Source organism: Lysobacter sp. cf310 (genome assembly GCF_900114355.1).
GTDB lineage: Bacteria > Pseudomonadota > Gammaproteobacteria > Xanthomonadales > Xanthomonadaceae > Lysobacter.
The window spans coordinates 261,610-280,152 of record NZ_FOSS01000003.1; the positions used below are offsets into that span (position 1 = coordinate 261,610).

Below are 18,543 nucleotides of genomic sequence, written 5' to 3' on the forward strand. Positions count from 1 at the left end.
ACCGGCGCGTACGCGGGCGTGGCTGCGCGCGGGCGCGAACTCGGCGATCATCGTGGCGATGAGTCCCCGCCCCACGCTGCTGTCCGCCGATCCCGAGTCGCCGTTCCCGCCCGCCGAGCGCGCACTGCGCCGACCGGACGGCCTGCTCGCGGTGGGCGGCGATCTGTCGCCGACGCGGCTGCTCAACGCCTATCGGCACGGCATCTTCCCCTGGTACTCCGAAGGCCAACCGCTGCTGTGGTGGTGCCCAGACCCGCGCACGGTGTTCCGCAGCGACGGCGTACGCCTGTCCTCCAAGTTCCGCCGCCAACTGCGCCGCAGCGCCTGGCGCCTGCGCGCGGACACCGCCTTCGCCGAGGTCGTCGACGCCTGCGCGCGCATACCGCGGCCGGGCCAGGACGGTACCTGGATCACCGACGAGATGCGCGCGGCCTATCTGCAACTGCACCGGCTGGGCCACGCGCATTCGGTCGAGGTCTACGATGGTGAGCGCCTGGCCGGCGGTATCTACGGCGTCGCGATCGGGCGCATGTTCTACGGCGAATCCATGGTCTCGCTGCAGTCGGGCGGCTCCAAGGTGGCCCTGGCGGGGCTGGCCCGGCGCCTGCACGCTTGGGGCTGGCCGCTGCTGGACGCCCAGGTCGAGAACGAGCACTTGCTGAGCCTGGGTGCCGAACTCTGGCCGCGCGCGCGTTTCCTGGCGGCGGTCGCCGAACTCAGCGCCGCCGACGCGACGCCAGGCCCCTGGACCGCGGCCTTCGGCGATCGCCCGGCCCGCGAGCTGGCCGACGCGGCCGGGCAGCCGGACGCCGATTAACGGTATTTTTGCGTCGATGCGCCCGGCATGGCACAATGCCGGGCTTCGCGGGCGCGAAACGCCCGTTCTTCCTCATCCAGGAAACACATGGCAAAAGACGACGTGATCGAATTCGAGGGCACGGTGGCGGAAACCCTTCCGAACACCATGTTCCGCGTGCGCCTCGAAAACGGGCACGAGATCATCGCCCACATTTCGGGTCGGATGCGCAAGAACTACATCCGCATCCTTACCGGCGACAAGGTCAAGGTCGAAATGACGCCCTATGACCTGACCAAGGGACGCATCACCTACCGCATGAAGTAATTGCGGTAACCGATTGAAAAAAGCGGCCGATGGCCGCTTTTTTCGTTCTGCCCCGCCCCCAGGCGGCGGATCGCCGCCGGCCCGCCTCGCGATGTGGCCCGACCGCGCCGCCCTCGCCCCAGGGGAACACCTCCGGACTCGAATCCTGAGCCGGCGCCTGCCAGCCAGGCGGCGATGCCCAGGGCCAGGACTCCACCGACAGGCCGGGACCAGCGGCCACAGGGGCGTCATCGCGTCGAGCGCCCCGCCTGCCAGCCGCGGGCCAACAGGCCCGTCGTACTCGCCGCCAAGCTCGCGACGAACCCGGGCACGCGCCGAAACGGCGCGAACGGCACGGCCACGTGCGCGGCGTTTCCGATGCAATGCGCACGACGCGCCGCTGCCAACGCGACGCCCCGTCTCGATGCGCGCTTGAGCCGAGCGCCGTCATGCATCGGCTGCAACCCAATCGCGCGTCCGTGCATCCATACCCGCATGCCGCATGCCGCATTCGAGCGATACGCGGCGAGTAGCGATCGTCCCTCAGGACGATCGTCGCGGTCGCTTGCGCCCTGCGCATCCAGCGCGGCGATACGCCGCGGGCCGGATGGTTCGTCGCCGCCCGCGGCGATTCGCACCAGCCGCGGCCCGAATCGTCGTAAACGCCTTGCGCCGCAAAGGACGGCACGCAGCATAGGCACCGTCATACGCGTTTCGTCAGGAGTCGGACATAGGCCGATGTTCACGGTGCCGGAGGTCACGGCGACTTCCTCCAGATTCGGCACGAACCGCACCTCACTACTTTAGTCACGCCCCGTTCCCAAACCAGGAGAGATGCCATGCGCCACACCCACCGAATCACCCTGTTGCTCGCGCTCGGCCTGTGCGCCGCCAGCGCGCAAGCCTTCGCCGGCGAAGCCCTTCAGGAATGCGTGGAGCTCAGCGGCTCGCAGCAGGTGTCGCGCTTCGGCACCCAGTACGTGCTGGTCGCCGACGGCGACGCCCATTACCGCCTCAGCGTCTCCAGTTCCTGCGACGGCTTGCAGATGGCGACCCGCTTCGACATCTCCGCCGACGGCCAAGCCGGCCGCATCTGCCCCAGCGGCACCCGCGTCAAGCTCAACAAGGACGACTGCAAGGTCAGCTCGGTCGAACGCATCGACGAAACCGCGTACGCACGCTACAACAAGCGCCGCTGAGCGCCGCGGAACGAAGCGCGAGTCGTGTTGCGCCGTAGGGCGCGGTGAGCGAACGCGAATCGCGCCAGACCGATCCCCGGCGACGGCGCGGTTGTCATCTCACCCTACGAGCCGCGGGGCCTGGGCAATGCGCAACGCCGTAGGGTGTGGTGAGCGAACGCGAACCGCACCATCGCGCCAAGCCTATCCCTCGCGACGGTGCGGTTACCACCGCACCCTACGAGCCCGCGGGGCTTGGGTAATGCGCGACGCCGTAGGGTGTGGTGAGCGAACGCGAACCGCACCATCGCGCCAAGCCTATCCCCCGCGACGGTGCGGTTACCACCGCACCCTACGAGCCCCTCACACACGTCGGCGGGCATCCGTCTTTGCCCCTCCTTCGAAAAAGGAGGGTTGGGGAGGATTCGCTCCTCCTCGCTACGCGACAATCCGCCCGCGGGACGACCGGCTCGCGGCGCAGGAGGCTGGAGTAGCGCCGCGATCCGCCGCCATAACGCAATGAAAGACCAGAACGAAAACAGGCGGCCCATTGGCCGCCTGTTTCGTATCGACTGACGCCGCACGAACAGCGCGGCGCCCTCGCATCACACCGTAACCGGCAACAGCTTCTCCGGCTCGGCCTGGGCCTCGACCACCAGTTCGTCGTCCTTGACGTCGATGCTGACGCGGCCGCCGCCGACCAACTTGCCGAACAGCAGCTCGTCCGCGAGCGGGCGCTTGATCTTGTCCTGGATCACGCGCGCCATCGGGCGAGCGCCCATCAGCGGATCGAAGCCGTGCTGGGCCAGCCAGTCGCGCGCGGTCGGGGTCGCGCTGAGGGTGACGTTCTTCTCGTGCAGCTGCGCCTCCAGCTCGATCAGGAACTTGTCGACCACGCGCAGGATGTGGTCGAAGCCCAGTGCCTGGAACTGCACCACCGCGTCGAGGCGGTTGCGGAATTCCGGGGTGAAGCTGCGACGGATCACCTCCATGGCGTCGGTCGAGTGGTCCTGCTGGGTGAAACCGATCGTGCGCCGCGCCGCCTGCGCCGCGCCGGCGTTGGTGGTCATCACCAGGATCACGTTCTTGAAATTGGCCTCGCGACCGTTGGTGTCGGTCAGGGTGCCGCGGTCCATGACTTGCAACAGGATGTTGAAGATGTCCGGATGCGCCTTCTCGACCTCGTCCAGCAGCAGCACGCAGTGCGGGGTCTTGACGATCTTCTCGGTCAGCAGGCCGCCCTGGTCGAAGCCGACGTAGCCCGGAGGCGCACCGATCAGGCGGCTGACCGAATGCGGTTCCATGTACTCGGACATGTCGAAGCGCACCAGCTCGATGCCCAACTGCAGCGCGAGCTGCTTGGTGACCTCGGTCTTGCCCACGCCGGTCGGGCCGGCGAACAGGAAGTTGCCGATCGGCTTGTCCGGATTGCCCAGCCCCGAACGCGCGAGCTTGATCGCCGCGGTCAGGGTGTCGATGGCCGGATCCTGGCCGAAAATCACCATCTTGAGGTTGCGCTCGAGGTTGCGCAGCACGTCCTTGTCGCTGGCCGAAACCTGCTTGGTCGGGATCCGCGCCATCTTGGCCACGATGGTCTCGATCTCTTCGATGTCGATCAGGCTCTTGCGCACGTTCTCGGGCAGCAGGCGCTGACGCGCACCGGCCTCGTCGATCACGTCGATGGCTTTGTCCGGCAGCAGGCGGTCGCCGATGTGCTTGACCGACAGATCCACCGCCGCCTGCAGCGCCTCATCGGCGTAGGTCACGCCGTGATGCGCCTCGTACTTGGGCTTGAGGCCCTGCAGGATCTCGAAGGTCTCGCCCACGGTCGGCTCGACGATGTCGATCTTCTGGAAGCGCCGCGCCAGCGCGCGGTCCTTCTCGAAGATGCCGCGGTATTCCTGGAACGTGGTCGAGCCGATGCAGCGCAGCTCGCCCGAGGACAGCGCCGGCTTGATCAGGTTGCTGGCGTCCATGGTGCCGCCGCTGGCGGACCCGGCGCCGATGATGGTGTGGATCTCGTCGATGAACAGCACCGCGTCGGGCAGCTTCTTGAGCTGCGCCAGCACCGCCTTGAGGCGCTTCTCGAAGTCGCCGCGGTACTTGGTGCCGGCCACCAGCGCGCCCAGGTCCAGGGCGTAGATGGTCGCGTTCTCCAGCACCATCGGCACGTCGCCGTCGACGATGCGCTTGGCCAGGCCTTCGGCGATCGCGGTCTTGCCCACGCCGGCCTCGCCGACGTAGAGCGGGTTGTTCTTGCGCCGGCGGCACAGCACCTGGATGGTGCGCTCGACCTCGTCGGCGCGCCCGACCAGGGGGTCGATGCGGCCGTCGCGGGCGAGCTGGTTGAGGTTGACCGCAAACTCGGCCAGAGCGTCGGACTTGCCCTCGCCCTCGCCGCCCTCGGCCGGCTTGGCTTCGCCGTCCTCGTGCTGGCCGCCCGCGTCCTCGGCGCCGTGCTTGGCGATGCCGTGCGACAGGTAATTGACCACGTCCAGGCGGGCCACGTCCTGCTGGTTGAGGAAGTAGACCGCGTGCGAGTCCTTCTCGCCGAAGATCGCCACCAGCACGTTGGCGCCGGTGACCTCCTTCTTGCCCGAGGACTGGACGTGGTAGACCGCGCGTTGCAGCACGCGCTGGAAGCCCAGGGTGGGCTGGGTGTCGCGATCGACGTCCTCGGGCAGCACCGAGACCGAGGTCGCGATGGCCTGTTCGAGGTCGCTGCGCAGTCGCGCGAAGTCGGCGCCGCAGGCCTTGAGCACGCCCTCGGCGGAGGGGTTGTCCAATAGCGCCAGCAGCAGGTGTTCGACCGTCATGTACTCGTGGCGCGCCTCGCGGGCGCGCTTATAGCACTGGCCGATGCTGTATTCGAGATCCTTGCTGAACATGGGAGGGGGCCTCCAGTACGTATGCACCCTTGATTGGGGCCGGCCGGCGGTTTTTCCATCCCCGTCGTCGCGGAGCTACAGCAGAGTTCTAAGCCTTTTCCATCGTGCACAGCAAGGGGTGCTGGTGCAGCCTTGAAAATTCGTTCACTTGCGCCACCTTGGATTCGGCGACTTCGCGCGTGAAAACGCCGCAGACGCCGCGTCCGCGGGTGTGCACGTGGAGCATGATCTGGGTCGCTTTCTCGGCGTTCATCGGGAAAAAGCGCATCAGCACCTCCACCACGAAGTCCATCGGTGTGTAGTCGTCGTTCAGCAACAGCACGGAATACAGCGGCGGCCGGGCGACTTCCGGCTTCCCCGTCTCCACCATGACGCCGTGGCTGTGTTCGTGATCGGTTTGTTTGGGCATACGGAAATTATACGGCCGGCAGGCCGCGAGCCGTGGACGCCCGCGTGCGTGGCAAGCAAAATGGCGGCGTCTTACCCAATCCCAACCTCCAAGTGAAAGGAATCCCGATGCGCCTCACCGCCCTGGCCCTCCCCGCCGCGCTGGCCGCCGCCCTGCTGCTGCCCGCCGCCGCCCAGGCCGCCAGCAACAAGGCCCAGGCCGACGAGGCCAAGCACTCGACCGCCGCCGACCCGCGCATCGCCAAGCAGCTGGACGGCTTGGGGTACAAGTACGAAGTGGACGAGGATGGCGACTACAAGTTGACCTTCGAGATGGACGACGACCGCAGCCAGCTGGGCTTCGTGATCTCGCGCACCGAGAGCTACGGCAAGCACAAGGTCCGCGAAGTCTGGGCCCCGGCCTACCGCTCCGAGGGCGACGCCTTCCCGGCCGAGCTGGCCAACAAGCTGCTCGAGGACAGCCAGTCCAGCAAGATGGGCGGCTGGGTCAAGCAGGGCAACATGGCCGTGTTCGTGGTCAAGCTGCGCGCCGATGCGCCGGCCGAGGAGCTCGACGACGCCCTCGACTACGCCCTGCGCGCGGCCGACCTGATGGAATCCGAGCTGACCCCGGGCAAGGACGAGTTCTGATGAGCTACCGCGAGGGCCGCTTCTGGCAGCCGGACGTCACCGTGGCCACGGTGGTGGTCGACGGCGGGCGGCTGCTCGTGGTCGAGGAGACGGTCGGCGGGCGCCTGGTGATCAACCAGCCCGCCGGCCATCTCGAGCCCGACGAGAGCCTGGTCGACGCCGCCCTGCGCGAGACCCGCGAGGAAACCGGCTGGGACGTGCGCCTGACCGGCTTCGTCGGTGCCTACCAGTGGAAAGCACCGTTGCAGCCCGATGGCAGCGGCGGCCGCCATTACCTGCGCTTCGCCTTCGCCGCGGTACCGGTGGTGCACGACCCGAACCGGCGCCTGGACGAAGGCATCGTGCGCGCCGTCTGGCTGACCCCGGACGAGCTGCAGGCCGAGTCCGCGCGCCACCGCAGCCCGCTGGTCTGGCGCACCGCCAGCGACTTCCTGGCCGGGCGCCGCCACCCGCTGGACCTGATGCAGCACCTGGATTGAACGCAGTGGCTTCGGTACGCACCGTGGTGGGTATGTCCGGCGGCGTCGACTCGTCGGTGGCCGCGCTGCGCCTGCGCGATGCCGGCGAGCCGATCGCGGGCTTGTTCATGCAGAACTGGGCCGAGGACGATGCGCAGGACAGCGCGAGTGCCGCTGAAGGCAGGAAGCCGAAAGCGGCCGGCAAGAGCGACTGCCGGGCCGAGGACGACCGCCGCGACGCGGTCGCGGTCTGCGGCCGGCTCGGCCTCCCCATCCACTTCCGCGATTTCTCCAGCCAGTACTGGGACGGCGTGTTCGCCCACTTCCTGGCCGAATACGCGGCCGGCCGCACGCCCAACCCGGACGTGCTGTGCAACCGCGAAATCAAGTTCAAGCACTTCCTGGACGCCGCCCATGAGCTGGGCGCCGAATTCATCGCCACCGGTCACTACGCGCGGGTCGAGCGCGTCGGCGGCCGCCAGCGCCTGCTGCGCGCAGCCGACCGCGGCAAGGACCAGAGCTATTTCCTGCACCAGCTCGGCCAGGCCCAGCTGGCCTCCACCCAGTTCCCGCTGGGCGACCTGATCAAGCGCGACGTGCGCCAGATGGCCCTGGACGCCGGTCTGCCGACCGCGGCCAAGAAGGACTCGACCGGCATCTGCTTCATCGGCGAGCGCGACTTCCGCGAGTTCCTGTCGCGCTACCTGCCCGCGCGCGAAGGCGAGATCCGCGCCGTCGACGGCGATCGCGCGGACGGCCGCGCGATCGGCCGCCACGCCGGCGTGTTCTATTTCACCCTCGGCCAGCGCGAAGGCCTCAATATCGGCGGCGTGCGCGGCTACGAGGCGGCGCCCTGGTACGTGGTCGGCAAGGACGTCGCACGCAACGTGCTGTACGTGGACCAGGGCAGCGACAGCCGCTGGCTGCGTTCGCAGGCGCTGTGGTCGGAAACCGCGCACTGGATCGACGGCGCGCCGCCCGCGCGGCGCTTCGCCTGCAGCGCGCAAACCCGCTACCGCCAGCCCGACGAGGCCTGCGAGGTCGAAGTGCTGGACGACGGCCGCCTGCAGGTGCGCTTCGCGCGCCCGCAACGCGCGGTCACCCCCGGTCAATCGCTGGTGCTGTACGACGGCGAGGTCTGCCTGGGCGGCGCCGTGATCGCCGCCACCGACGCGCCGCTGGAACAACATTTGAAGGTCAATGCCGCATGAGCTCCACCGCCTCCCCCGCTGCCTCGGCGATTTCCGAACGCGTGCTCGCCCTGGCCGGCCTGGTCCAGGCCCTGGCCCAGGTCCGCCGCATCGCCGACACCGGCCAGGCCAACGCCGCCGTGCTGGGCACCGCGCTGGATTCGGTGTTTCGCATCGACGCCGGCTCGCCCGCCCAGGTCTACGGTGGCACCGAGGCCCTGCGCCCCGGCCTGGTGCTGCTGCGCGATTACTTCGTCAACGACACCAAGGACGAGCAACTGCCGCGCCTGGCGATGGCGGTGATGCAGCTGGAGCGCCGTTTCGTGCGCGACTCGGCCATGGCCGAACGCGTGCAGGCCGGCATCCGCGCCCAGTCCGGCGCCGCCGAACGCCTGGGCAGCGCCCATCCGGACGTGCTGGCCGCGCTGGGCGGGCTGTACGCCGAAACCCTGAGCCACCTGCGCCCGCGCGTGCTGGTGCAGGGCAATCCGCATTACCTGGGCCAGGCCAACGTGGTCGCGGAAGTGCGCGCGGTGCTGCTGGCGGCGGTGCGCTCGGCCGTGCTGTGGCGCCAGCTGGGCGGCAGCTTGTGGGACTTCCTGCTGCGCCGGCGCGACATGATCGCGGCGCTCAACGCCTATCTCGACTGAATCGGAACCGCGGCCAGCCTGGCGGCGGTTATTCGCAATCCGGGGACAACCGCCACCGGCAAGCGCGTGTCTGGCCTTAGAGGCCGGAGGCGCCGCCTTGGGCCCAGGCCCAGGCCACCGCGGCGATCAGGGTCAGGCCCAGGGCCCAACGCAAGGCGCGATCGAGCCGGTCGGCTCGGACGGATTTGACGGTCTTCATGGCATTCCCCCTGTGCGTGCAAATCACACACCAGCACGCGTTTTGCATCTGCGAATGCCGTCACGTCGCCGTGCGGCGCAGCGCCGCGGAATGCGACCTGCTTCGCGTCTTCGCATCGCGGTCCTGCGGCGATGTGTCCTGCTTATGAAGAATACGCCGCGCACTTGAAACGCCGGCCAAATCCGGCGGGCTACCGGTTCGCGAAGATGGCGATGCATTCATCGCGATGCATTCATCGCGATACATGCAAGGCAACCCAGCCGGCCGCAAAACTAGCCAGCCGTAGGACGTGGTGAGCACAGCGAACCGCATCGCCACGCCCCCGACTGCGGCCCAGCCCGGCTCGCTCCGGCCACGGAAACAGCCATGTGAGCGCAGGAATGGGCCAGCCCGACGCGGGAACGGACTTGCGACGCGATGCGCTTCGCTGCCGCTCACCGCAGCCCACCGGTCACGGGACGTGCAGCGCCTCCACCACCCCGCCGAGGTCCGAGATCGTGTCGGCCGCCTCATCGCCCGGCCTCGCCCCCTCGCGCCGCAGCAGCAGGCTACGCATGCCGAACCGGCGCGGGCCGTGCAGATCGGCTTCGGGCGTATCGCCCACCATCAGCACCTGCGCGGGCTCACAGCCGAGCTCGCGGCAGACGTGGGCATAGATCGCCGGTTCGGGCTTGATCGCGCCGACCTCGAAGCTCCAGGCGTAGGCGTCCAAGGGCGGCAGCAGGGCCAGCACCGGCGCCGCATAGGGCGCGGCCAGGTTGGAGCACAGGCCGAGCGTGAGGCCCCGCCCGGCCAGAGCCTGCAGCACGCCCAGGGTGTCGGGGAACAGGCGCACCGATGCCAGTTCGGCCTGCAGGTCGCCCTCCAGCGCGGCCAGCTCCGATGCGGACAGATCGGCCCCGAGCAACCCCGCGGCGCCAGCCAGGTCGAGCCGCCGGCTCATGATCGTCGCGGCGTCGCCGGCCTGTCGCGCCCGCCCCGCCGCCTCCATCCGCGCCAGCAACGCCCGGAACGGCGCACGCCGTTCGCCTATGCGCACCAGGGTGCCGTACACGTCGAACACCACCGCCCGTATCGTCATCGCAAATGCGCCTGGAACCGGAACGCCAGCCTAGCGCGTCGCGCGCCGAGGGCCGAGCGCAATGGCCACGACAGTGCCCGATCACGACGCGATCCATCTATGGACAACCGCGGTCCAGCATCGCCTAGGTCAGTCATGTCCCCTGCAACTCACGAAGCGAACAGGGCGAAGGGCGCGGGCCACCAATAGCCGGCGCCTCCCAATGGAACAGGTGTCCAAAACAGGAGAACCACCGCCGTCCTGATCGATACCTTGAGCCAGTGTTTGGACATGCGCCTGGTCAACAGCCAAGTGACAGCAAAGACGATGGCAAAGACAACAGCGAGAGCCGCATAGAGGAATACCGCCAACTCAGTGGGGTCCGAAGCATGCGCGAGGGTTGGACTTACGATCAGCGCAAAGCAAGCAAACGAGCGATTTGGGAGCGAATTAAAGCCTGTCGACCATCTCCGATGGCTGGCAACAGGCCTAACACCCGAATCGGGCCGAGCCGCGATGCCGCATCGGTCGAACCGATTGCTACGCATCCAGCTCGCTGGATATAGATGCAGCCAACTCGCCGGTGTTCTTGACAAACTCCGCCTCCAAGTCAATGCCGCACTTATTCGCAAGCACAATAATGGACCATAAACAGTCCGACAATTCATGCCCGAGTTTTGCTTTGCAATCGTCGATATGTCTGATGCCCGCGTTCGCCTGGATCAGCTTTGCCAGATCGCCCACGTCGCCTACGAAGCCGAGCGCAAGCTCTTCTGTGCTCCAGATACGCCCATACCTCTTGATCTCGAGCTGCTCGTAAAGCTCGTTTAGCTGTAGCGCTAATGTCTCGATGTCGCTGAACTTCATGTCGCTCGCATGGCACCTGTTGAGCCGAGCCGAGGAGTACCCTCGCCTCGGATGAATAACCGGGCTCCGACCTGGGCAGGCCGGCCCTCATTTGCGCAACAACTCCGGTGATTCCACGGGATCGAAGCGGGTCTTCCTGTCTTTGTCCATAGACGAAGCGAGTTCGGCCTGAATGACTGCCGGGCCGCATCTTAGACGTCCAAAAGCATGATACGAGACTCGCCAGCCAGGATGACCCGTAGATCCGCATTGAGTTTTTCGACCGCCACGGTTGTGTCGATTTTTCTAATGAATAGTTAGAGTTCAGCCGGAATGACGTGTCCAATGCGCCAAAGCACACCTGTCGGATCGATGAGTGTGAAGTCTCTGATCCCCCAGGGCCTATCATCTGGCGGACTGAGGCGAATCGCGAACTTTGCGACAACATCCGACGCCTCGACGTTCCGATACCAATCGTCTGCACTTGAGACAAGCATGTGCATTACGAAATTGTTCGCATGCTCCGGATTGTAGAACTGCGAAAGCAGGAATGAAGTCTTGCCAAAACGAAGATAAGCGAGCTCATCCGACTCCATCGTCGCTTCGAAGCCGAGCGCCTCGTAGAAAGCTATCGACTCTGCAAGCTCACGGGCCGGAACAAACGCTTTGATCTCAATCGTCTCCAGATTCATGCGCCCTCCCCTATAAAGCCAAACGCCGACATTGAGCCGACCCACAAAGCCGGCTTCGAATCGCATGATTGTTCAGGCACGACGGGCGATGCAAGCCACTCCTTGAGCTTCACCCTATTCCCCAGAACGCATCTTTGAATGCCGGCCAGAGTTGCCTGAGGGTCTTGTTGTCGCCGCCACGCAGCGCAACCCGAATGAGTTGCACGAAAGTAGCCACTCCAAGGGCCAAGAAGACAACAAGACCGAGACCGTCGCGAAACGCGTACGCAGCTCCAAGCCAGAAGATCGCCAGGCCTACCAGAGCCAGAGCCTGCTTCCTTTCACCGTTTCCTATATCCATTCCATAGCGCTAGCGCCTGAATTAAGCCGCCCCGCGAAGCGACACGCCAGGCCCCACTCTATTGAAAACGAATCCGAAAACATAGCCAGCAGCAACACAGGTTGGCAGCAAAACAAGGAGCTCCAGCTGGGGCATCCAATTGGGAAACGCACCGTAGTTGTCCCACACTCTGTACAAGCGCCACGACAGGATGGGACAGACCACGGCAACCGATATCACCGTCGCAGCGCGGGGCGAAAGCGCGTATCTGAGGCTGACAAGCCATGTTACGAATAGTGGCAAAGCAGCGCCATCGAGCGCACCAGACAGTGCGAGGTGCGACAGACCAAATAAAGTGGGCACTTGAAGATGGTGGGGAAACACGGCAACCGAGCAGCAGAGGGACGCCACCATGGCGGCAGTCCAGCCAGCAGAAAAACCGACACTCGCCTTGAGCAGATTTTTCATATGGGCCGAAACTCCGAGTTAAGCCGTGTCGCGAAGCAGGTTCGGCTTGAATGAATTGTCAGGCATCGTCGTCGACCCAGGCAAGCGAGGATATGCGCCACCCATCGCTTAGATCTACAAGCTGGAAGCACTTGGTGCCTGACCCCGAGTAGTCGCTATCGTTGAGTATCCCGAGCTTGCTGTAGCGTGACGTACGAGTCGCTATGCCGCCAAAAATCGACGTGCTTGAGTCGGTCTCGTATTCATGAAAGTCTCGCAGCGCGCCCCCTGCAAGTAGATCAATACGCGGCAACGCAAACTCGAGTGGAGTGTAGATAGCCGTCGCGGCTTTAGAATGGCGAACAATAACCGCCTTATCACTGAAGCAGTCGACGACACGCTTCAGCTCCGGCAGAACGCCACCGCGATTGTCGAAGGCCGAAAAGAAGGCACCGATGAGTGCATCAATCCTATCTCGCTCGTGCTGATCGCTCATGCGAATCCTAACGCCTGAGTTGAGTTGAGCCGAGCCGCGAAGCGGGTTCGGCTTTAATGAATTGTTAGCGCCCATAGAATGCCAGCAACTCTTAGCGCAATGACGATAGCTGTAGGCTGCGCTGTAACGCCGACAGGTTGTACTGCCAATTCCGGGCTCCAGTCTGCGGGGAGAAGCGCAGAGGAATGCTCGTAGCAGAAGCAGGATTGGCACCACTCTCAAAGATCACGACCACCGCCATGCCAACGGCACAATGCCTGCTGACCACAGACGGGGCAAGGAGAGTGGACGCGGATCTTTGCAGGCCTTTCAGAAAAGGCGTGATGCCATTGCGAAACAAACTTTAATGGGACACCTTTCCAAACGTTTGCCGGGATGTCGGGCATGAGCGCTAACGCCTGAATTAAGCCGAGCCGCGAGGCGGGTTCGGCTTGAATGAATTGTTAGGGCGCACTTGCGCTACCCGCCCGTGATTTCTTTAGCTGAACTATCAACCACACGACAGAGACCAGAAACGTAACCTGGAATAGAATGGAAAAGATTGCCGTCGCGGTTAAGGAACCGCTCTCGTTGTCCGTGTGCCGCGCGATATCAAACCACGAGGCATAGAGCAGCACGGACGAAAGAAGCTGGAGGACGAACTGCGCTACGGATTTTCGACGGAGGCCGAATGTAGCGAATAGCAAGGAAAGGATTCCCAGCCAGCCCATTACCTTCCCGGCGATCAACCAAGAGTCAACACCGCCAACGAAGAGGACTGCGACCAGCGGAAGTGCGCCATGCCCGGCCACTATCAGGCAAATCGAATAAGAGACTATTAGAGCAATCGCGATTGGCATGCTGTGCGCCCTAGCGCCTGAATTAAGCCAAGCCGCAAAGCGGCTTCCGCCTGAAATTGTCAGGTCTCCTGCCCGGAGTCTCGCTGCCCGTACCAAGGCGCTTGCAGTGTGGGAATGTATGGTAGCTGGTCGGCCCAGAGCGACTCTCTTGATTCCTCCACGGCCTCTGGGCTGAGGAACATCCCGCCCAGATCATTGCCGCTTGAGTAGGCATAAAAGCGGATGCCCGAGGTGGCAAGCTGATCATTGACGATTTTGAAGAGTACGTAGGCTGCCGTGGCCCAGCTATTTGAATCCTCGGGGGTATCGGGTGAATAGATGACGAACTCTTGGCCCAAGGCCCGAATAGCGTAGCGAGGAATCTCATCATCAATAAATTCCTCGATGGGAGCTGGCGTTGGAACATAGTGCGCAAGCTCTGGCATAAGCAGGCGATAAGCCTCACCGATGCCACCCTCGGCCAGGTCCTCGGCATCTAGATAAATCATACTGTCGAAATCGATGGGCATGAGAAGTGTCTGATCAAGGCCTGATGTCTGAGTCAAGCCGACCCGCGAAGCGGCTTTGGCTTGAATGAACTACTAGGCAGCATAGCCGTGATAGCTTTCGATGCAAAACATATGAGTGTCCGATCCCACTTGCCGAATGCGCACCAGCTTTTGGTACTCCGGGTCAGCGTAGAAGGCTTTGCCATGTTGCAGACTCGGGAACTCAATGACCACCGTGCGGTTGATTTGTGGTTGCCCCTCAAGAATCTCTGAAGCGCCGCCTCGAACAATGTACTTGCCACCGAAACGAGCAACGATTGCCGGAGCTCCAGCGACATACGCCTTGAAGCAATCCGGATCTTTGACGGTGATGTTGGCTATGAGGCATGCGGTCACGAACCGTCTAATGCCGCCTAACACCTGAGTTAAGCCGCGCGGCTAAACGGCTTCGGCTTGAATGGATTGCTGGAGCCAGGCATCACGCTGAATCCTCGCCGCTCGGGTTGATTGACCAAAGAGTACGCGGTTGCATGATCTTCTCCTGGACCTGACGCCTAAGCTAAGCGGCCGCGCGGATCGCAGCGCATGATTGCATCGAAAATCCATCCCGCACGGCTTGATTGAGCGTCTAGTCAGAAGACCGGCTCAGAACGTGGGCCGCGCTTCGCTTTTTGCGCGGCCTGCCGCGAATTGTAGAGCATACGAATTAGCGTGTAGATGAAGCCCGCAGGAAAGATGAAGATGCAGGCGAGAACATAGAGCACGCCATTGCTGCCTGTGAGCGCAGAAAGCTTGCCTACAAACACCAAGAATGCGATGTAAGTTGTGGCAGCAGCCCAGAATGTCCAGTTGAGCTCGTCGTCCGGTGTGCCATTCATCAATTTATAGACGGTGTAACCGACCAGACCTACAAAAATAGAAAATGACACCACCATCCCGACCGTGTTTGTCTTCAAAGCGGAACCGGACATGCTGCCTCCTAAGGAAAGAACTCGTTAGATCCTGTCATTGGACCTTGCCACCAGAGTTTAGCCGAGCCGCGAAGCGGCTTCGCCAAAAGATTTCCAGATAGCGATCAATCTGCCTTGCCTGTCTTTAGAATTCTCTCGACATCTTCTCGGACAAGGAAGTACATGCTAAATCTAATCGCGAACTGGTCCTTAGCGCCAGAACTATCCGTCGTTATGAGCATGACTGGAGTAGATTTTTTGGGGTCGGCACCGAAGTAGAGACCCTTTGTGCGACGCGGACCGCTCTCCTCTTGTGGGGGGAGCGGAATTGGAACTAAAGGCTTGAAATAGAAACTTGAGGCCTTGTCGAAATTGCTCCATGCGACATCCCGATCGGCTTCCCTCGCATAAACTCTGCAGGTACGGTCGTCTGCAATTGAAACGACGTACATAGATGTTTCGCTAGCTCTAACAAGCCACGCCTTGCCTGGCGTATGCTCAAGAAAGCTTGGTGCCACTTGCTCAGACAGCATCCTCCGCCCCTCCCTTGGCATTCTCTGATCAAGCTCTTGTCCCGTTGAGATAAAGTGAGGAATGCAGTAGTTCAGGAAGATTTCCGTCGGCTCGTCGTAGGTCGGCGGAGTCGCTCCGGCAGTGAGCGAGCACATGGCAAGAACGGCTATTGTTGCTCTTACAAAAATTTGCATGCATCCCTCGTGCGCGGTCTGACGCCTGAATTTTGCCGAGCCGCAAAGCGGCTTCGGCCCGAAATGGGATGTTAGCGCCCGCCCTAGCTGGGGAGAACGGCAGCGACGAATCGGTGCCAACGGCGATCGATGACATGATGCCGTACATGACTGAGCAGCAACTCCGTCTGGCGAAGGGCAACTCCGTCCCCCGCTGGCCCAAGCCAGAAGCCATCGTTCATGTGATGGATCTCGTATCGTCCGGCTTGGAACAGGAACTCACAGGCGGGCGGCGCTGAGAAGAAGCTCGCTTTCCTGGATTGGCTCGGAAATAAGAGACCAGGCATCTTTTGCAACTCTCGGCACAGAGCCCAGAGATTGGTAAAAGAGTCAGGCACTTCAAATGCTCGGAGAGCTCCAGTGCTGTCTCTGAGTTCGAGAATATCCGGCATGGACACCAACACCCCAAATTAGTCGCGCCGCGAAGCGATGTCGGCTTGAATTAATTGTTAAGCCTTCCAGTCGCTTAGGACTGGTAAAGAAGATCTCTGGCAAGCCCTTCTTGCGTAGATTGTATATCTGAGGTCTTTGGCATGAATGGCTATCACACGAACGTGGTGCCAGCGATGTACTGGATTCATGAGGCCTAACGCCTGAGTTAAGCCGGACCGATTTGCGGCCGCGGCGATGGCTCAATCTTAATGCGATTTCCGCGGCCGCGAAGCGGGCTCGGCTTGAACGAATTGTTAGATGGCAGGCCCGTACGCACCTTTCACATGCCATGGATCACTGCCGTACTGCTCAATGAGCGATATGGTGTTGAACGGGACCACCAGGTCAGCCAACTCACGTGAGATGTCTGCCAGATCGGGAATAGCGCCGCTTGCGTTGCGGGGATGCAGCAATGTGAGGTGCGCACCGTATGCACGGGCCGACTTTCCCAGGAGGAGCTGCCGTAGCGCATGAAACGCCTCGGCGCCCAGGGATGGACGGAGGAGCACGCATCCATCTGGCAATTCCTGTGGCGCTCCAAATTTCATGGTGATGGAGAAAGGCTCCAAGCGCTCAAGTCGTCGGACGAGTTGCTGCAACTCAGGTAGTTCCTCGTGACGGCAAAGCGTTACGTGCGCAGGAATCAGAGCGTGTTGTATCGGGTCAAGCCTTTGTCGGATTGGCTCGACAAACGATCGCTGAGGCTCGGGGAGAAAGAGGCTGAGCTGTCGCCTTGTCGGCCGCGATAGTGTTTGCTCTGCCATATAACGCCTGAATTAAGCCGAGCCGCTAAGCGGCTTCGGCTTGAATGAATTGTTAGGCCTCACTGGCGCTCCCTTGGGCCTGCTCTAGATATTTCGTGACTAGCTTCTTCAAAGCACTGGCATGGCTGGAGTAATCGATCACGCCGTTGTTGGATATCTCATACCACTCACCCTTCAAAGTCTTACCGAATTCAATGATCCCCGTGCGCCAAGGCTCTGGAACCTTCAGCAGGAACTCTGGGTCACCAGACGCGACAAGGCCAAGAGCAAACTCCCGTTCCATTACGACGTCTGGTAGCCCGACAATACGATGGTCACCCAACAATTGGCGAATGTCGTCGTCGGTCATGAGGCCTAACGCCTGAATTAAGCCGAGCCGCGAAGCGGCTTCGGCTTGAATGAATTGTTAGGCGCGCTGCCGACGGCCCAACAGAACGAAGTCACTGCTAATAGCCCACGCCCGCTCACCTGAGTCTAGGGAGATGGTAAAGCCACGCAGCCCTAGGCGTGAAGCCATAGCGGCTGCCTCAGTGGGGGATCCAGGAAGTCTGCCCGGCCAAAGTCCCGACTGATCTGCGACCAGCATTTGATCCCAGTCGCCAGTAAGTTCATCGAGTGGTGAAACAGAGACCGAAGTGATGATGCCAAAGTGCGATTTGTTGAAGCGATAGGCGGCGACATCGGTGAAGGAAACCTTGAACTCGGGGGTGCCATCGGCGGGCTGGAGAATGAGCGAGAAGCGCCGATGCTTCGACGTGTACTCGGTCCCGGTGATCAGGCAGCCTGCGGAGTCGTTGAACATGCGCGCCTAACGCCTGAATTAAGCCGACCCGCGAAGCGGGTTCGGCTTGAATGAATTGTTAGGCCGCTCCGGTGATCAAGGGGCGGCCGCCGTTGGAAAGAATGGCCTTTTTGTACTCCATGCTGCGCATGCTGGGGCAATGCATAACAGCCTCCTGGAATCGGGAGGGCGGCAAATACCAATGCGCCGCAATGTAGTGAACGATTCCCACCGGCGCCACAAAGATTCTTCCCTCGAAAGGAATGAAAATATTGGCAGAAAATTTCGGTGCATCGAACTGACACAGCTCGCAAGAATGGAGGCCAGCGGTAACGAATGGCTGCCAGGGGTTCACGCAAAGCTCTTTGAGCTTTTGGACGAACTCATCTGGCGCCGCTCCCGTGGGGAACTCGGAGCTCCGTCCAAGCCAGCCGACCGCCAGTAGTGTCTCGCATTCGAAGCAAGGATCTAGGTCTCTAAGTGATGTCATCTCGCGGCCTAACGCCTGGATTAAGCCGACCCGCGAAGCGGGTTCGGCTTGAATGAATTGTTAGGGCGAAACCCGGCCCCATGGGCAGAGAGTACCCAATTAGCATACCGCTGCACATGGGGGAGCCGGCTGTTTGCGACTTCTTGGGCGGCTGTCAGTAGTGCGTCCCGATCAAGATGTAACGCGAGCCTGAGCTGATCGGCAAACTGTTCAAAAAAGTAGCCGCGTTGCAGGCGGGCAAGAACGCAGTCGACTAATGCTTTGGATTGGTTAGGCTGAAGCTGGCAGTGCTTTAGCCTGCGCGAGAACTTGGCCCTGGCGCGGTTGTGCCAGTTGCCCCGACTCTCTTGCACTAGAAATGCGACTGCGCGATCAATCGCTGCCGCGTCGCAACCTCTGAGCCCCTTGGAAACTGCAAGCAGCTCAGATTTCGATGGACCGGGTGGCGGAAATACTTCCATTGCGCCCTAACGCCTGAATTAAGCCGACC

The 18,543-nt window shown here is 62.5% G+C and carries 24 protein-coding genes; 7 read left to right on the plus strand and 17 right to left on the minus strand.

Annotated elements, in window-relative coordinates:
• Nucleotides 1–58 precede the first annotated feature (58 nt).
• The gene (gene aat / locus BMZ45_RS12515; protein WP_091636888.1) at nucleotides 59–817 is read left to right on the plus strand and encodes a leucyl/phenylalanyl-tRNA--protein transferase; all 759 of its coding nucleotides are present in this window, start codon (nucleotides 59–61) and stop codon (nucleotides 815–817) included.
• An 87-nt stretch (nucleotides 818–904) separates the two neighbouring features.
• On the plus strand, nucleotides 905–1,123 hold the full coding sequence (infA, locus tag BMZ45_RS12520; RefSeq protein ID WP_031372296.1) for a translation initiation factor IF-1: 219 nt from the start codon (nucleotides 905–907) through the stop codon (nucleotides 1,121–1,123).
• A 227-nt stretch (nucleotides 1,124–1,350) separates the two neighbouring features.
• On the opposite strand, the gene BMZ45_RS21240 is transcribed toward infA, so the two are convergent.
• A complete protein-coding gene (locus BMZ45_RS21240; protein WP_139215486.1) occupies nucleotides 1,351–1,863 on the minus strand; it encodes a hypothetical protein in 513 nt (170 codons plus the stop codon).
• Between the two features lie 78 nt (nucleotides 1,864–1,941).
• Between BMZ45_RS21240 and BMZ45_RS12525 the strand changes: the two genes are divergently transcribed.
• Nucleotides 1,942–2,301, plus strand: coding sequence for a DUF6491 family protein (locus tag BMZ45_RS12525; protein ID WP_091636889.1), 360 nt, complete (start codon nucleotides 1,942–1,944; stop codon nucleotides 2,299–2,301).
• Nucleotides 2,302–2,885: 584 nt separating this feature from the next.
• Here BMZ45_RS12525 and clpA read toward each other — a convergent pair.
• Nucleotides 2,886–5,168: an ATP-dependent Clp protease ATP-binding subunit ClpA gene (gene clpA / locus BMZ45_RS12530; protein WP_091636890.1), complete on the minus strand. Its 2,283-nt coding sequence runs from the start codon at nucleotides 5,166–5,168 to the stop codon at nucleotides 2,886–2,888.
• A gap of 88 nt (nucleotides 5,169–5,256) precedes the next feature.
• Complete coding sequence (gene clpS / locus BMZ45_RS12535; protein ID WP_056174837.1) at nucleotides 5,257–5,577, minus strand: ATP-dependent Clp protease adapter ClpS; 321 nt, start codon at nucleotides 5,575–5,577, stop codon at nucleotides 5,257–5,259.
• Nucleotides 5,578–5,684: 107 nt separating this feature from the next.
• Here clpS and BMZ45_RS12540 point away from each other — a divergent pair, with 107 nt between their 5' ends.
• From BMZ45_RS12540 to hflD, 4 genes are read left to right on the plus strand one after another with little or no spacing between them, the layout of a single operon-like run.
• A complete protein-coding gene (locus BMZ45_RS12540) occupies nucleotides 5,685–6,206 on the plus strand; it encodes a YbjN domain-containing protein (RefSeq protein ID WP_091636891.1) in 522 nt (173 codons plus the stop codon).
• Nucleotides 6,206–6,685: an NUDIX hydrolase gene (locus BMZ45_RS12545; protein ID WP_091636892.1), complete on the plus strand. Its 480-nt coding sequence runs from the start codon at nucleotides 6,206–6,208 to the stop codon at nucleotides 6,683–6,685. Before BMZ45_RS12540 ends, BMZ45_RS12545 begins: the two co-directional genes overlap by 1 nt.
• A gap of 5 nt (nucleotides 6,686–6,690) precedes the next feature.
• Complete coding sequence (gene mnmA / locus BMZ45_RS12550) at nucleotides 6,691–7,875, plus strand: tRNA 2-thiouridine(34) synthase MnmA (protein WP_091636893.1); 1,185 nt, start codon at nucleotides 6,691–6,693, stop codon at nucleotides 7,873–7,875.
• A complete protein-coding gene (gene hflD, locus BMZ45_RS12555) occupies nucleotides 7,872–8,504 on the plus strand; it encodes a high frequency lysogenization protein HflD (protein WP_091636894.1) in 633 nt (210 codons plus the stop codon). The genes mnmA and hflD overlap by 4 nt, the downstream gene beginning before the upstream one ends.
• Before the next feature lie 76 nt (nucleotides 8,505–8,580).
• On the opposite strand, the gene BMZ45_RS22125 is transcribed toward hflD, so the two are convergent.
• The 14 genes from BMZ45_RS22125 to BMZ45_RS21265 all read right to left on the minus strand — a co-directional run bounded on the left by BMZ45_RS22125 (nucleotide 8,581) and on the right by BMZ45_RS21265 (nucleotide 17,918).
• On the minus strand, nucleotides 8,581–8,703 hold the full coding sequence (locus tag BMZ45_RS22125) for a hypothetical protein (RefSeq protein WP_256374556.1): 123 nt from the start codon (nucleotides 8,701–8,703) through the stop codon (nucleotides 8,581–8,583).
• Between the two features lie 451 nt (nucleotides 8,704–9,154).
• Nucleotides 9,155–9,784 (minus strand): HAD family hydrolase, encoded by a 630-nt coding sequence (locus BMZ45_RS12560; protein WP_091636895.1) that lies wholly within the window; start codon nucleotides 9,782–9,784, stop codon nucleotides 9,155–9,157.
• Nucleotides 9,785–10,303: 519 nt separating this feature from the next.
• Nucleotides 10,304–10,630, minus strand: a complete 327-nt coding sequence (locus BMZ45_RS12565; protein WP_091636896.1) for a nucleotide pyrophosphohydrolase — start codon at nucleotides 10,628–10,630, stop codon at nucleotides 10,304–10,306.
• Nucleotides 10,631–10,926: 296 nt separating this feature from the next.
• A complete protein-coding gene (locus tag BMZ45_RS12570) occupies nucleotides 10,927–11,301 on the minus strand; it encodes a VOC family protein (protein WP_091637247.1) in 375 nt (124 codons plus the stop codon).
• A 361-nt stretch (nucleotides 11,302–11,662) separates the two neighbouring features.
• A complete protein-coding gene (locus BMZ45_RS21245) occupies nucleotides 11,663–12,088 on the minus strand; it encodes a hypothetical protein (RefSeq protein ID WP_139215487.1) in 426 nt (141 codons plus the stop codon).
• A gap of 58 nt (nucleotides 12,089–12,146) precedes the next feature.
• Nucleotides 12,147–12,563, minus strand: coding sequence for a hypothetical protein (locus tag BMZ45_RS12575; RefSeq protein ID WP_091636897.1), 417 nt, complete (start codon nucleotides 12,561–12,563; stop codon nucleotides 12,147–12,149).
• A gap of 898 nt (nucleotides 12,564–13,461) precedes the next feature.
• Nucleotides 13,462–13,911: a hypothetical protein gene (locus BMZ45_RS12585; protein WP_091636899.1), complete on the minus strand. Its 450-nt coding sequence runs from the start codon at nucleotides 13,909–13,911 to the stop codon at nucleotides 13,462–13,464.
• 72 nt (nucleotides 13,912–13,983) lie between these two features.
• A complete protein-coding gene (locus BMZ45_RS12590; RefSeq protein WP_175489053.1) occupies nucleotides 13,984–14,286 on the minus strand; it encodes a DUF1330 domain-containing protein in 303 nt (100 codons plus the stop codon).
• Between the two features lie 236 nt (nucleotides 14,287–14,522).
• A complete protein-coding gene (locus BMZ45_RS12595; protein ID WP_139215488.1) occupies nucleotides 14,523–14,861 on the minus strand; it encodes a hypothetical protein in 339 nt (112 codons plus the stop codon).
• Nucleotides 14,862–14,965: 104 nt separating this feature from the next.
• Entirely contained in the window at nucleotides 14,966–15,547 is a 582-nt protein-coding gene (locus BMZ45_RS21250; RefSeq protein ID WP_139215489.1) for an NMCC_0638 family (lipo)protein, read from the minus strand.
• Between the two features lie 725 nt (nucleotides 15,548–16,272).
• On the minus strand, nucleotides 16,273–16,782 hold the full coding sequence (locus BMZ45_RS21255; protein WP_343124206.1) for a 2'-5' RNA ligase family protein: 510 nt from the start codon (nucleotides 16,780–16,782) through the stop codon (nucleotides 16,273–16,275).
• 52 nt (nucleotides 16,783–16,834) lie between these two features.
• Nucleotides 16,835–17,131, minus strand: a complete 297-nt coding sequence (locus tag BMZ45_RS12605) for a hypothetical protein (protein WP_091636903.1) — start codon at nucleotides 17,129–17,131, stop codon at nucleotides 16,835–16,837.
• Nucleotides 17,132–17,188: 57 nt separating this feature from the next.
• Nucleotides 17,189–17,584 (minus strand): hypothetical protein, encoded by a 396-nt coding sequence (locus BMZ45_RS21260; protein WP_139215491.1) that lies wholly within the window; start codon nucleotides 17,582–17,584, stop codon nucleotides 17,189–17,191.
• 58 nt (nucleotides 17,585–17,642) lie between these two features.
• The gene (locus tag BMZ45_RS21265; RefSeq protein ID WP_139215492.1) at nucleotides 17,643–17,918 is read right to left on the minus strand and encodes a DUF7919 family protein; all 276 of its coding nucleotides are present in this window, start codon (nucleotides 17,916–17,918) and stop codon (nucleotides 17,643–17,645) included.
• Between the last annotated feature and the right edge of the window lie 625 nt (nucleotides 17,919–18,543).